We start from the raw sequence: 13654 nt of genomic DNA, 5'->3' as shown, positions 1-13654 counted from the left end.
ACGGCAGAGCTGGCGTCTTGCCGTCCTCTCAAGCCCACGATCGCAGCATTTACGGTGCGGCGACGCGCCGATAGAGCCATGTGGGCACCTTTTCAGTCCATTTGTCCCGTTGTTCCCATCGGAGCAGCCGACAGCCCCCGCGCAGGATGGATCGCAGTTCGGCGTGCTCCTCGGCGACGAGCCGGACGTCCACTCGGCCCTCGGGCAGCTGCGCCCCGAGGCCACCGTCGAACACGACACGATGACGGCCGTGGACGACCAGCAGGCCGGCCGGTGCGAAACGTGGCGACGCCATGGCGCCCACTCCCAGCAAAACGTGTGAGCCGTAGCCGAGGCGCCATACCCGTCACCTCCCGGGAACGCGACCTGGTCGTCGTCTCAGGCAGGCGGCAGCAGTGGACCTGAGCCGTCCGGGCACGTACGGGGGCCGTTCGACCCAGTGCGGGCGGAGCGGCCCGGACGGATGGTTGAAGAAGGCCCGAAGGAAGGAGGGCTGGCATGCGGTGGGAGACGATCCGGAAGGACACTCCGCCTCGGATTGCCCCCAATCTGGGTGACTACGACGAGGAGTGTGCCGGCTTTTCGTGGTCAGAGGCACGAGCCAGGCTGGAGGGGCTGCCCGGCGGGCGGGGACTGAACATCGCGCACGAGGCCGTTGACCGGCACGCGGCATCGACCCGGGCGACCGCAGTCGCGCTGCGCTGCGTCGGGCGCGACGACTCCGTGACCTGCGTGACCTACGCGGATCTGGCCCGTTCGACGGCACGATTCGCCAACGTGCTCCGTACCCTCGGGCTCGGTCACGGCGACCGGGTGGTGACGCTGCTGGGGCGGTGCCCCGAGCTGTACACCGTGGTTCTCGGCACACTGAAGAACACCAGCGTTCTGTGCCCGCTGTTCTCCGCCTTCGGACCCGACCCGGTCGCCCAGCGAGTGACACTGAGCGACGCGCAGGTGCTGGTCACCACGGCGGAGCTGTACCGCAGGAAGGTCGCCGGACGACGCGGCGCACTTGCCGCCCTGCGCCATGTGCTGATCGTCGGCGAAGGCGCCGATGAACTGCCCGGCACTGTTCCCCTCACCGCACTGATGGCCGACGCGGCCGACACCTTCACCATCCCGCCCACGTCGCCCCACGACATGGCCCTGCTGCACTTCACGAGCGGCACCACAGGCATCCCCAAGGGCGCAGTGCACGTGCACGAGGCGGCCGTCGCCCACTACATCTCCGCGCTCTACGCCCTCGACCTCCACCAGGACGACGTGTTCTGGTGCACCGCCGACCCGGGGTGGGTCACCGGCATGTCCTACGGGATCGTCGCACCGCTCATGCACGGCGTGACGGTCGTGGTGGACGAGGGCGACTACGACGCCCGTCGCTGGTACCGGATCCTCGCCGAGCAACGGGTGAGCGTCTGGTACACGGCGCCGACGGCCCTGCGCATGCTGATGCGGACAACGCCGAGGACCGGACCGTACGACCTGCCTCACTCGTTCGACCTGAGCGCGCTGCGGTTCATCGCGTCGGTCGGCGAGCCGCTCAACCCGGAGGCCGTGGTGTGGGGACGGGACGTGCTCGGAATGCCGGTGCACGACAACTGGTGGCAGACCGAGACAGGCGCGATCATGATCGCCAACTTTGCCGGCTGCGACATCCGCCCCGGCTCCATGGGCCGTCCGCTGCCCGGTGTGGAAGCAGCGGTGCTGCGGCGTGGCGAGGACGGCCGGGCCCAGATCATCGGCGGACAGGTCACGACGCTGGAGGAGCCCGGCCTGGAAGGCGAACTGGCACTCCGGCCCGGCTGGCCGTCCATGTTCCGCGGCTACCTGCACGACGAGCCACGCGCTGCGGCGGCCTTCGCGGACGGCTGGTACCTCACCGGCGACCTGGTGCGACGCGACGCTGACGGCTGGTACTGGTTCGTCGGGCGCGCCGACGACGTCATCAAGTCGGCGGGACACCTCATCGGGCCGTTCGAGGTCGAGAGCGTCCTGATGGAGCACCCCGCGGTCGCCGAGGCCGGGGTCATCGGCCGACCCGATCCGGTCGCCGGGAACATCGTCAAGGCGTTCGTCGCGCTGCGGCCGGGCTTCGACGCGACCACCACGACCCGGCAGGAACTGCTGGCCTTCGCCAGGCGTCGACTGGGCCCGGCCGTCGCGCCGCGCGAGATCGCCTTCGACCAGCACCTGCCGCACACCCGCAGCGGCAAGGTCATGCGCCGCCTGCTGAGGGCACGTGAACTCGGCCTGCCCGAGGGCGACACCTCCACTCTGGAGAAAGACACCTCCTCCCCCGAGGAAGACGCCTCCTCCCTGGCGAGGACGGAGCAATCCGCATGAGCACCACCCGCACCCCGCACGCACCGCGATCCGCCACCCGGCCGAACCGTCAAGCCGCTCACCGCCTGGCCCTGCTCGAGTCGATGCTGCGCGTCCGCCGGTTCGAGGAACGCTGCGTGGAGTTGTACAGCGCCGCCCGCATCCGGGGATTCATGCACCTCTACATCGGTGAGGAAGCCGTGGCCGTCGGCGTCAACGAGGCGCTCACGGACGACGACGCGGTCGTGTCGACGTACCGCGAACACGGGCACGCACTCGCCCGCGGGGTTCCGGCCGAGGCGATCATGGCCGAGATGTTCGGCAAGGTCACCGGTTGCAGCCGTGGCCGGGGCGGATCCATGCACCTGTTCGACGCCGGCCACCGCTTCTACGGCGGCAACGCGATCGTCGGCGGCGGGATCCCTCTCGCGGCCGGCCTCGCCCTCGCCGACCGCATGACCGGCCGCAACCGAGTCACCTGCTGTTTCTTCGGCGACGGCGCCTTCGCCGAGGGCGAGTTCCACGAGACCGCCAACCTCGCCGCGCTCTGGGGACTGCCCTTGCTGCTGGTCTGCGAGAACAACCTTTACGCAATGGGCGCGGCCCTGGCCCGCCACCAGGCCCAGACCGACCTCGCGCTGCGGGCCGCCGGGTACGGCATGGTCTCCTGGGCCGTCGACGGCATGGACGTCTTCGCCGTCGAGGACGCAGCCCGGCGGGCGGCCGAAGGCGTGCGTGCCGGAACCGGACCCCACTTCCTGGAGATGCACACGTACCGCTTCCGCGCCCACTCCATGTACGACCCCGACCGTTACCGCGACAAGGCCGAGATCGAGCACTGGAAGGAGCGCGACCCGGTCGAAGCGCTCGCCCGGCGCCTGCGGGATGCGAAGGAGCTGTCCGACAAGGCCCGCACCGCCCTGGAGGACCGTCTGTCCGCCGAGATCGACAGTGCCGTCGAGGCCGCCGAGCAGGCTCCCGAAGAGCCCATCGAGGATCTGCTGAAGTACGTCACCAGCCCGGTGGAGGCGAGCCGGCCATGACCGCGACCCACACCCGTACCGCCAAGCCCGCTGCTTCCTCCGACCGGAAGACGACCTATCGGGAGGCGATGCGCGAGGCCCTGCGCGAGGCGCTGCGCACCGACGAGCGCGTGTTCCTGATGGGCGAGGACGTCGGCCGGTACGGCGGCTGCTTCGGTGTCAGCCTCGGACTGCTGGAGGAGTTCGGACCCGGATGCCCCGCTGTCGGAGTCCGCCTTCGTCGGCGCCGGCATCGGCGCCGCCCTGGCGGGCATGCGGCCGATCGTCGAGATCATGACAGTCAACTTCAGCCTGTTGGCCCTGGACCAGATCCTCAACAACGCGGCGACCCTGCTGCACATGTCGGGCGGTCAGCTGCCGGTACCGATCGTGATCCGGATGACCACGGGTGCGGGTCGGCAGCTGGCGGCCCAGCACTCTCACAGCCTGGAAGGCTGGTACGCGCACATCCCCGGCCTGCGGGTCCTGGCCCCGGCGACCCTCACCGACGCCCGGTACATGCTGGCCCCCGCGCTCGCCGATCCCGACCCCGTGCTGATCTTCGAGCACGGCAGCCTGTACAACGTCTCGGGCGACCTGCCGGCCGACGCGGGCCCGGTCGACATCGATCACGCGGCCGTCCGCCGACCCGGCACGGACGTCTCCCTGATCACTTACGGCGGCTCGCTGCCCAAAGCACTCGCCGCCGCCGACGACCTGGCGAACGACGGCATCAGCGCGGAGGTCGTCGACCTGCGTACCCTGCGCCCCCTCGACGACACCACCATCGGCGACTCCATCGCGCGCACCCACCGTGCCGTCGTCATCGACGAGGGATGGCGCACCGGCAGCCTGGCGGCGGAGATCTCTGCACGCCTCACCGAGCAGCACTTCTACGACCTCGACGCCTCCGTGGAGCGGGTGTGCAGCGCCGAAGTGCCCATGCCGTACGCGCGCAGGCTGGAGGAGGCCGCGCTGCCCCAGGCCGGCGGAATCGTCGCCGCCGCACGCCGCACGGTCGGCGACCCCATGCCGACCGGTCCCGACGCGGCGGAACAACAGGCGGTCACGGGGAGGACGGGCTGAGATGACCGAGTTCACCATGCCCTCGCTCGGCGCGGACATGGACGAAGGCGTGTTGCAGGAGTGGCTCGTGGGCCCTGGCGACCGGGTGCGCAAGGGCGATGTCGTGGCGGTCGTGGAGACCGACAAGGCGGCCATCGAGGTCGAGTGTTTCGAATCCGGCACCGTGGGACAGCTGCTCGTCCCGCCGGGGACCCGGGTGCCGGTGGGGACACCTCTCGCGGTGATCCAAGGCGAGGGCGCACCCGAGGTGCAGGCGAGGATCGCGGCGGAGCAGGGCTCCCCCCTGGCCGCCGAGACGGTCGCCGAAGTTCCCCATCGGGAGACGGCCCGGGCGCCCCAGCACGCCAAGGCCGAACAGGAGCCGCTTGCGCACGACGAGCGTCCACAGTCTCGCCGCAAGGCAGTCCGCGAGCGGAAGTCGGTTCAGGAGCCAGCACGCACGAAGTCCCGGAAGAAGTCCGCCGGGCAGCCCGTACGCGCAACGGGCAGCCTCACGCACCCGCCGCCGGAGATGTCCCCCGAGGCCGAGTCGGCCCTGGGAGCCGGACCCCTGGTGCGGCACCTCGCGACGCTGCGGGGCCTCGACCTGACGACACTGCACGGCACAGGACCCGGCGGACGGATCACCCGTGCCGACGTGGAGCACGCCCCACCGCCCCTTGCGCCCAGAGTGCGGGCCACCCCATACGCCAGGCGGCTTGCCCGTGACCTGAGCATCGACCTGACGGCGCTGCAGGGCACCGGGGACGGCGGAGCCGTGCGAGCGGCGGACGTGCACACAGCTGTGCGCGCACGCGCCGGGCGGCACGAACCGGGCGAGCCGGCCGAACGCCGTCGGGACGACGAGCAGCACCCGCACATCACGGTGCCGACCGACAGCGGGGCGGAACAGCGTAAGGACACCATGCGCCGTACCATCGCCGACCTCATGACCCGCTCCAAACGGGAGATCCCCCACTACTACCTGTCCACCACCATCGACCTGACAGCGGCCGGGGACTGGCTGCACCGGACCAACCGCGGCCGCCCGCCCGCCGACCGCCTGGTGCCTGCGGCTCTCCTGTTGAAGGCCGCCGCCGTGGCGGCACACGAAGTGCCGAGCCTGAACGGCTACTGGCAGAACGACAAGTTCGTCCCCGGCCCCGCGGTCAACCTGGGTGTCGCGGTGTCGCTCCGGCAGGGCGGACTGCTCGCCCCGGTCATCCACGGCGCCGACACACTGCCGCCCGACGCCCTCATGACGGTCCTCAAAGACCTGGTCCAGCGCGCCCGCCGGGGAAAGCTGCGCGGCAGCGACATGACCGGCGCCACCCTGACCGTCACCAACCTCGGCGACCAGGGCGTGGAGACCGTCTTCGGTGTCATCCATCCGCCCCAGGTGGCCCTGGTCGGCTTCGGCACGGTCGTCGAGCGGCCCTGGGCCGCGAACGGCATGCTCGGCGTGCGTCCCCTGGTGACCGCGACTCTGGCCGCCGACCACCGGGCCACGGACGGTGCCGTCGGGGCCCGCTACCTCACGGCGGTCGACCGACTGCTGCAGAAACCGGAGGAGTTGTGAGTCAGATGAAGCCCCTGGACAACGCTGAGGCCATGGCCGTGGTCAAGGAGTCGATCACCCAGATCATCCCCGACGCCGACTTCACTCAGGTCGAACCGGACGACAAGTTCCGTGATGTTCTCGAACTCGATTCGCTCGACTTCCTCAGCCTGGTGGAGCTGCTGTCCGAGCGCACGGGAATCCGGATCGACGAGGAGGACTACCCGGAACTGACCACGCTGTCCGCTGCCACGCGGTTCCTGGTCGCCAGGTCGCAGGACAGTGCCAGCTCGGCGCGGTGGCGGTGGTCGTTCAAAGCTGACCATCCTTGACTTCTCCCCTTCCTGAAGGACGGAGTATCCACGGAGGGATCAGATGACACCCCCGGTCAGGCGCCGCTGGAGGGACGCCGAGCGTCGTCCGTGCGATAGGCGATGTGGCTGTGGACCGAGACGACGCCATCGACTCCGCGGCACAATTGTTCAATCACGGGGATCAGACCCCTGTACTCCACGGCGCCATCGAGGGCAACCCGCCCGTCTCGTACCTCGACCGTCACCTCCGTCGGATCGATCCCCATGGTGTGCCGCAGCAGGTCGCCGGTGATCTCCTCACGGATGGCGTCGTCACGGCGCAGGAAGATCCGCAGCAGATCACCACGGCTGACGATGCCCAGGAGCCGGTCCGCCTCATCCACCACGGGCAGCCGCTTGACGTGCTGGGCCTCCATGAGGCGGGCAGCCTCGACAACGCTCCACTCCGGGCGCGCGCACACCGCCGGGGCCGACATGAGTTCCTCGGCGCGGGAGCCCTCGGCCTTGGCCCGCTCCCAGGCTTCCAGGTGCGGAACGGGGGTCCTGCCCGACGGATCGGCCTGATCGGCGCTCTTGCGCAGCAGGTCGGCCTCGGACACCACCCCCATGGGGCGGTCCAGATCGTCCACCACGGGCACGGCAGTGACATCGTTCTCCGCCAGGAGCCTGACGAGCTCCTTGAACGGCGTGTCACGTCGAGCCCGGACGACGCCCCGGGTCATGAGCTCATCGACCGTTCGGTGGTGCATGGTGCCTCCCGGATGCGAACCGCCCGCCTCGCGGACGCGGAGCTCTCGGCCGTGCGGCGGTCTGTCCCGCGGGGCAGGTTGGATACAGCACCATTCTGAGGAGAGGGCGGCGATCATGCGAGCTCACCTCGGCGACCAACTCGTCATCGAAGGTCCGACGACCGGCGCCGCCAGGCGCGACGGCGAGATCGTCGGCCTCCATCACGAGGACGGAACGCCCCCTACGACGTGCGCTGGTCGGACACGTACGAGGTGACGCTCGTGTCCCCCGGGCCGACGCGCACATCCACCACCTGGAACACGGACAGCCCGAGGCCACGCACGACTCACGGCAGGACACCGCTGAGGCGGCGGCCGTGTCTCCGTCTGCCCCACCGAGCGGGGCAACCAACCCCGTCGGCATCGGCCGACGCGTGGCCGCCGAACGCCGGAGACACGGGATCAGCCGGGAGGAAACAGCCCGCCGCGCCCGGATGTCGCCCGGCCACCTCACGTACCTCAAGCCGACGGGCCGCCCGGTCCGGGAGCCGGTGGGTGTGTCGCGGCGATTCGCGAACGGTGCGACGGTGTTTACAGGAGGCGCCCGACAGTCGGACGGAGAAGGCGGTGGCGATGATGGAACTCCCGCTGGTCGTGGGTATCGACGGATCGGACTCCAGTCTGCTGGCGGTCGACTGGGCGGTGGACGAGGCGGCGCGGCGCGGGCTGCCGCTGCGCCTGGTCCACGCCTCCCTGTGGGAGCGCTATGAGGGAGTCCGGCCGTCCTTCGGCACCGACCGTCCTGCCGAGCAGGTCATGGCAGAGCACATCGTCGCTTCCTGCGTGGAGCGTGCCCGGCTGCGGAATCCCGAGGTCAAGGCGTCGGGCGAAGTACTGCCCGACGACGCCGTTTCCGCGCTGCTGCAGGCGGGGCCCGAGGCCTTCGCCCTGGTCACAGGCGTTCGTGGGCGGGGCCAGATAGCCGGGCTGCTGCTGGGGTCGGTCAGCCTCGCGGTGGCGGCTCGTGCCGTGTGCCCGGTCATCGTGGTCCGTGGCGCGGAGCGTAACCGCCAGGGAGTACTCGGCCGCGTCGTGGTAGGGGTCGGGGACCCGACCGGCAGCGCGAGCGCTGTGCGGTTCGCCGTGCGCGAGGCTGAGGCGCGCGGCTGCGACCTGACGGCCGTGCGAGCCTGGCGCAGCCCGGCCAACGAGCCCGTGGACCACATGCTGATCGCCGACGACGCCGCCCGGCTGCGCGAGGAGCGGGCCTCGGCCGGCATCGACGACGCCCTGCGCGAGATCGAACAGGAACACCCACGGGTCGATATCCATCACCAAACGGTCGAAGGCCCCGCCCACCACGTCCTGCTGGATGCGACAGCCGAGGCCGACCTGGTCGTCGTCGGCGCTCTGCGCCGCCCCGGTCGCTTCGGTCTGCAACTCGGCAGGGTCGCCCACACCCTGCTGCACCACTCGGGATGCCCGGTCGCCGTCATCCCCCAGCCAGTCTGAGTCTCACCGCACGGGCTACGACCCCGCTGCCGAACAGTTGCCTGAATCGCTCTGCACTCTCGGCAGTGGGTACACCTGGTCAACCTCCCGAACCGGCTGCTCCTCCGGTTCCGTGTGCGCCGCGCCGCGGGAGCGTGGGGCCCGTGGTTTTTCCCTCACACGCACGCCTTCCTGGACCACCGCCACATCCTGGATCTGCGCCGCGCCATCCTCACCAGGTCCTCCGCCACCGGAACGACGAGACGGGCGGCGACGATCGCCGCGGCGAGCAGCACGGCGGTCTGTATCCGCGGCTGGGACGTGTTTCAGAAGTCGGTGATCTGCCTGGTTGGTCGCCCGGGGACGTGGCGGGCGGCCAACCAGACGGTGCGGTCGTGGGCAATGTCGTTGATGCTGGTCGAAGTGATGACCTCGTGTTCACGGCGGCACGCATCGCGGCTGACGACCTCATGGCCGCCTTCGTCCAGGACAGCCACTTGGCGCAAGCCTGTCGGAAGCACATTCGGCCGCCGGCGCGAAGCCTCTACCGTTCGAAGAGTTCGTCGATGTGCCGATCCACGGCTCCGCCGCCTGCACCGTGGAGTGGTGACGCCACGGGCGCAGGCTCACTCACTCCTGACCGCCACCGTGTGCCCGGTCAGTCGTGCGGCACCACCGCCACTGGAGCGGCGGCATGGTGCAGCACTGCTTGCGTCACCGGTCCGATGTGCGGACCGACCGGCGTACGCCGGTTGCGACGCCCGACCACGACCAGTGCCGCGTCCCTGGAGGCGTCGACCAGGTGGGAGCCCGCGCTGCCGACCACCGCCTGCTCGTTCACCTCGATGCCGGGGAACTTCTCCCGCCACGGCCGCAGTACCTCGATCATGTTGTGCCGGACCTGCGCGCGCAGTTCCGCGTTGAGGTCGAGGTCGAAGGCGCCGCCGTAGGCGTAGGAGGACGGCAGACTCCATCCGTGGAGGACGCGAAGGTTCCGCCCGCGCCGAGAAGCGGCTTCGAACGCGAAGCCGATCAGGGAACCGTCCGGGCGCTCCAGGTCGAGGCCGAGCACGACACCGCCCTTCAGGTGGTCGTCTGCGACACGTTCGCCGGCTCGTACGAGGACGACCGGCCGCTCGGTCCTGGCCACGACGGCCAGTGCCACGGAGCCGACGATGAACCCGGTCACTCCGCCGAGGCCCCGGGACCCGAGCACCAGGAGATCAGCCTCCTCGGCGGCAGCCAGCAGCGCGGTGACGGGCTGCTCCGGGATCCGCTCGGCTGAGATGTGCAGGCCGGGGTGGCGCTCGGCAAGGCGGGCGGCGGTCTCCCGCGGCAGGCGCTCGGCCCACTCGCCCTGCGGGTCGTCCACGGGCGGCACGGAGACGCCCGCAAGCGGGGAGTACACGTAGGGCTGCCACTGCCAGGCGTGCACGAGGCGCAGGGGCGCGTCGCGCAGCTGCGCCTCGTGGGCGGCCCAGTCTGCTGCTGCGAGACTCTCGGGCGAACCGTCCAGACCGACGGTGACGTTGCGGGACATGTGCGGACCTCCTCAAGGGGATGCGACTCAGTCTCCGGGTGGCAGGCTCACGTCAGGAGGGGCCGCAGGTCCCGGCCCGGGGCCGAACGGCCCATCCGCACATGCCCCGTTCTCCCGCGAGGGTCCGTTCACACGATCGCGACCGGGCAGTGGGAGTGGTGCAGCAGGACGGCGGTGACCGGGCCCGGTCGCGGGCCGATGCGGTGGGGGTGGCCGTGGGCACCGACGACTACGACGGCGGCTTCGCGGGTCGCCTCCAGCAGCGAGTGCACTCGGCCGGAGTCGAACGTGTGGAGCACCACTTCGACTTGGGGATAGCGCTGCCGCAGCCCGGCAACCGCACGGCGCGGTGCAGCCTGTTCGGTCGGTACTCGCACGACGGCATCGTCCCGCGCCCGATCCGCGTGACTCGGGGCCGGTGGTGCGGGCGCCGGGTGTCGCGAGGCCGCGGCGTCCAGCACACTCAGCCGGACCCCGCGGCGCGCCGCCTCCGCGAAGGCGTATGCCGCGGCATCCGCGTCGGCGTCGCCTTCCATGCCGAGCAACACCCCACCGCGGCGGGCGGACCGGTGGTTCCCGCGTACGACGAGCAGCGGACCGCGCGTCCGCGCGGCCAGCCGCAGGCTCACCGAGCCGAACAGTAAGCCGGCGACACCGCCGAGTCCTCGCGTGCCGACCACGGTGAGCTCGGCGTCCCGACCGTGCTGAACCAGCGCCTGGACCGGTCCGCCCTCGAAGGCGGAGGTCGTGACGGGCAGGCCGGGGTGCCGCTCGTGTACCCGGGCAGCCGCGGACGCCAGTACCGGGCCGGCCTCGTCGAGGTCGGGCACGGCGTACACGATGTCCAGCAGGGCGCCGCGCAGCACCGCTTCCTCGGCGGCCCGGTCCAGCGCCCTTACGGCGATGAGCGTGCCGTCCACGCCGACGGTCACATGACGGGTGGTCATGTCTTTCCCTCCCCTTGGTCGGTGTCGTCTAGGTGGCCGCGGACGCCCCGTCCGCCCGGTTCGCCAGTGCCGCGCGGCCCGCTTCCAGGCGGGCGACCGGAACGCGGAACGGCGAGCAGGAGACGTAGTCGAGGCCGGTGTCGTGGAAGAAGTGGATGGAGTCCGGGTCGCCGCCGTGCTCGCCGCAGACGCCGATCTTCAGGGTCGGGTTCGTCGCGCGGCCCTCCTCGACGGCGATCCGGACCAGTCGGCCGACTCCGTCCCGGTCGAGGGTCTCGAAGGGCGAGGTGGCGAAGATGCCCTGGGCGAGGTAGGCGGGGAAGAAGGACGCCTCGACGTCGTCGCGGGACAGTCCCCACGCCGTCTGCGTCAGATCGTTGGTGCCGAAGGAGAAGAAATCGGCGGCCTCGGCGATCCGGCCGGCGGTCAGCGCGGCACGGGGCAGTTCGATCATCGTGCCCATGGGGCAGTCGACCGTGAGTCCGGACGACTTCGACACCTCGGCGAGTACGCGCTCCGCGGCCGCCCGTACGATCCGCAGCTCCTCCACCGTGCCGACCAGCGGAACCATGATCTCGGCCCGGGGGTCTCCCCCGTCCCGCAGCCGCTCCACGCAGGCTTCGGCGATCGCCCGTACCTGCATCTCGACCAGCCCCGGGACGACGAGTCCGAGGCGCACACCGCGCAGCCCGAGCATCGGGTTGCTCTCGTGCGTGCGCTCCACGGCGGCCAGCAGACGCCGGTCGTGCGCGGTGGGGTGGGTGGCGACACGGACGGCGAGTTCGGTGCGGTCGGGCAGGAACTCGTGCAGCGGGGGGTCGATCAGCCGGATCGTCACCGGCAGCCCGTCCATCGCGGCCAGGATGCCGGCGAAGTCGGCCCGCTGGAGCGGCAGCAGCGCGTCCAGGGCGGCGCGCCGCCCGCTCTCGTCCTCGGCGAGGATCATCGACTCGACCAGGCCGCGCCGCTCGCCGAGGAACATGTGCTCGGTGCGGCACAGTCCGATCCCCTCGGCTCCGTAGCGGCGGGCGCGGGCCGCGTCCTCTGGGGTGTCGGCGTTGGCGCGCACCCCCAGGCGGCGTACGGAGTCGGCGTGTTCGAGGGTGCGGGCCACGGCGTGGGTCAATGCCCCGTCGCGTTCCCCGGTGTCCAGGAAGTGGCCCACCGGCGAGTCGGTCAGCGGCAGTGCCCCGAGGTGGACCGTGCCCGCCGTGCCGTCCACGGAGATCACCGTGCCTTCGGCGAGCACGGTCCGGTCGGGGGCGGTGAGCGTCCGTGCCTCGACGTCCACCGTCAGTTCCTCGGCGCCGCACACGCACACCTTGCCCATGCCGCGCGCCACGACAGCCGCGTGGCTGGTCTTGCCGCCACGGCTGGTGAGCACGGCCTCGGCCGCGACCATCCCGGGCAGGTCGTCGGGGGTGGTCTCCCGGCGTACGAGGATCACCTTCTCCCCCGTCGCGGCGCGCCGCACCGCCTCGGCCGAGTCGAAGGCGATGGCTCCGACTGCGGCGCCGGGGGATGCCGGGACGCCGTGGGCGAGCGGCTTCGTCTCGGCGTGTGCTTCGAAGCGGGGGAACATCAGGCGGCCGAGTTGCGCGCCCGAGACCCGGGCGAGCGCTTCGTCCTCGCCGATCAGTTCCTCGTCGACGAGTGCCTCTGCGATACGGAAGGCGGCCTCGGCGGTGCGCTTGCCGACCCGGGTCTGGAGCATCCAGAGTGTGCCCCGCTCGATGGTGAACTCGATGTCGCACAGGTCGCGGTAGTGGCGTTCCAACGCGTCCATGTGGTTGACGAGTTGCCGGTACGAGGGCGGGTCGAGCCGTTCCAGTTCGGCAAGTGGCACGGCGTTGCGGATGCCGGCGACGACGTCCTCGCCCTGGGCGTCCTGCAGGTAGTCGCCGTAGACGCCGCGGGCGCCGGTGGCCGGGTCGCGGGTGAAGGCGACTCCCGTGCCGGAGTCCGGACCGAGGTTGCCGAACACCATCATCTGGATGTTGACGGCGGTGCCCAGGTCGTCGGGGATGTGTTCGCGGCGGCGGTAGAGGCGGGCGCGCTCGCTGTCCCAGGAGCGGAAGACCGCCCGGATCGAGCGGTACAGCTGCGCGCCGGGGTCCTGCGGGAACTCCTCACCCGTCGCGTCCCGGATCACCTGCTTGTAGTCCTCGACGAGCCGGGCGGGATCGTCGGTGCTCCCCCGCCGGTCGAACAGTTCCGGGGCGATGCCGAGCACCGTGCGGCCGTACATCTGGAGGAGGCGGCGGTACGAATCCCACGCGAAGCGCTCGCTGCCGGTGGCCTTGGCGAGTCCGAGGACGGATGCGTCGCCGAGGCCGATGTCCAGGATCGTCTCCATCATCCCGGGCATCGAGAACTTGCTGCCCGAACGCACGGACAGCAGCAGAGGGTTGTCACGGCACCCCAGCTCGCGTCCGGTGCCTCGTTCCAGCTCCACCAGTGCGTGCGCGACCTGGGCGGCCAGTTCCCCCGGTTCCTCGCCGGTGGCCAGGTACTCCCGGCAGGCGTCGGTGGTGACGGTGAAGCCGGGCGGTACCGGCAGTCCCAGCCGGGTCATCTCCGCCAGGTTGGCTCCCTTGCCGCCGAGCAGGTCCGCCATGTCACGGCCGCCCTCGGAGAACTCGTACACGTAGCTGGTCATCTCGCATC

Annotated in this window: 11 protein-coding genes and 2 pseudogenes; 7 read left to right on the top strand and 6 right to left on the bottom strand. The window is 71.0% G+C overall.

Annotation, left to right across the window (positions count from 1 at the left end):
- Window positions 1–49: 49 nt before the first annotated feature.
- Window positions 50–295, bottom strand: a complete 246-nt coding sequence (locus tag ACFVWD_RS26675; RefSeq protein WP_389599607.1) for a hypothetical protein — start codon at window positions 293–295, stop codon at window positions 50–52.
- Window positions 296–498: 203 nt separating this feature from the next.
- On the opposite strand from ACFVWD_RS26675, the gene acsA reads away from it, so the two are divergent.
- From acsA to ACFVWD_RS26650, 5 genes and pseudogenes are all read left to right on the top strand, one after another.
- A complete protein-coding gene (acsA, locus tag ACFVWD_RS26670; protein ID WP_389599605.1) occupies window positions 499–2343 on the top strand; it encodes an acetate--CoA ligase in 1845 nt (614 codons plus the stop codon).
- Entirely contained in the window at window positions 2340–3365 is a 1026-nt protein-coding gene (pdhA, locus tag ACFVWD_RS26665; RefSeq protein WP_389599603.1) for a pyruvate dehydrogenase (acetyl-transferring) E1 component subunit alpha, read from the top strand. The genes acsA and pdhA overlap by 4 nt, the downstream gene beginning before the upstream one ends.
- Window positions 3362–4430, top strand: a pseudogene (locus ACFVWD_RS26660) (alpha-ketoacid dehydrogenase subunit beta). The gene pdhA and the pseudogene ACFVWD_RS26660 overlap by 4 nt, the downstream one beginning before the upstream one ends.
- Window position 4431: 1 nt before the next feature.
- Complete coding sequence (locus ACFVWD_RS26655) at window positions 4432–5988, top strand: 2-oxo acid dehydrogenase subunit E2 (protein ID WP_389599601.1); 1557 nt, start codon at window positions 4432–4434, stop codon at window positions 5986–5988.
- A gap of 5 nt (window positions 5989–5993) precedes the next feature.
- The gene (locus ACFVWD_RS26650; RefSeq protein ID WP_389599599.1) at window positions 5994–6299 is read left to right on the top strand and encodes an acyl carrier protein; all 306 of its coding nucleotides are present in this window, start codon (window positions 5994–5996) and stop codon (window positions 6297–6299) included.
- A gap of 56 nt (window positions 6300–6355) precedes the next feature.
- Here the strand turns inward: ACFVWD_RS26650 and ACFVWD_RS26645 are convergent, their stop codons facing one another.
- Entirely contained in the window at window positions 6356–7030 is a 675-nt protein-coding gene (locus tag ACFVWD_RS26645) for a CBS domain-containing protein (RefSeq protein ID WP_389599597.1), read from the bottom strand.
- Window positions 7031–7145: 115 nt separating this feature from the next.
- On the opposite strand from ACFVWD_RS26645, the pseudogene ACFVWD_RS26640 reads away from it, so the two are divergent.
- Window positions 7146–7531 (top strand): annotated as a pseudogene (locus tag ACFVWD_RS26640) (DUF1918 domain-containing protein); the annotation flags it as partial.
- 114 nt (window positions 7532–7645) lie between these two features.
- Window positions 7646–8521, top strand: coding sequence for a universal stress protein (locus ACFVWD_RS26635; protein WP_389599662.1), 876 nt, complete (start codon window positions 7646–7648; stop codon window positions 8519–8521).
- 305 nt (window positions 8522–8826) lie between these two features.
- Here the strand turns inward: ACFVWD_RS26635 and ACFVWD_RS26630 are convergent, their stop codons facing one another.
- The 4 genes from ACFVWD_RS26630 to ppdK all read right to left on the bottom strand — a co-directional run bounded on the left by ACFVWD_RS26630 (window position 8827) and on the right by ppdK (window position 13646).
- Window positions 8827–8997 (bottom strand): hypothetical protein, encoded by a 171-nt coding sequence (locus tag ACFVWD_RS26630; RefSeq protein ID WP_389599595.1) that lies wholly within the window; start codon window positions 8995–8997, stop codon window positions 8827–8829.
- A gap of 161 nt (window positions 8998–9158) precedes the next feature.
- Window positions 9159–10040 carry a universal stress protein gene (locus ACFVWD_RS26625; RefSeq protein WP_389599593.1) on the bottom strand — a complete coding sequence of 294 codons (882 nt, stop codon included), beginning with the start codon at window positions 10038–10040 and terminating at the stop codon, window positions 9159–9161.
- 128 nt (window positions 10041–10168) lie between these two features.
- Window positions 10169–10987, bottom strand: coding sequence for a universal stress protein (locus ACFVWD_RS26620; protein ID WP_389599591.1), 819 nt, complete (start codon window positions 10985–10987; stop codon window positions 10169–10171).
- A gap of 28 nt (window positions 10988–11015) precedes the next feature.
- Window positions 11016–13646 carry a pyruvate, phosphate dikinase gene (gene ppdK, locus ACFVWD_RS26615; protein ID WP_389599589.1) on the bottom strand — a complete coding sequence of 877 codons (2631 nt, stop codon included), beginning with the start codon at window positions 13644–13646 and terminating at the stop codon, window positions 11016–11018.
- Window positions 13647–13654: the final 8 nt, after the last annotated feature.

It is taken from the genome of Streptomyces sp. NPDC058086 (assembly GCF_042885015.1).
Taxonomy (GTDB): Bacteria; Actinomycetota; Actinomycetes; order Streptomycetales; family Streptomycetaceae; genus Streptomyces.
This window is presented reverse-complemented; position numbering and strand designations above follow the sequence as displayed.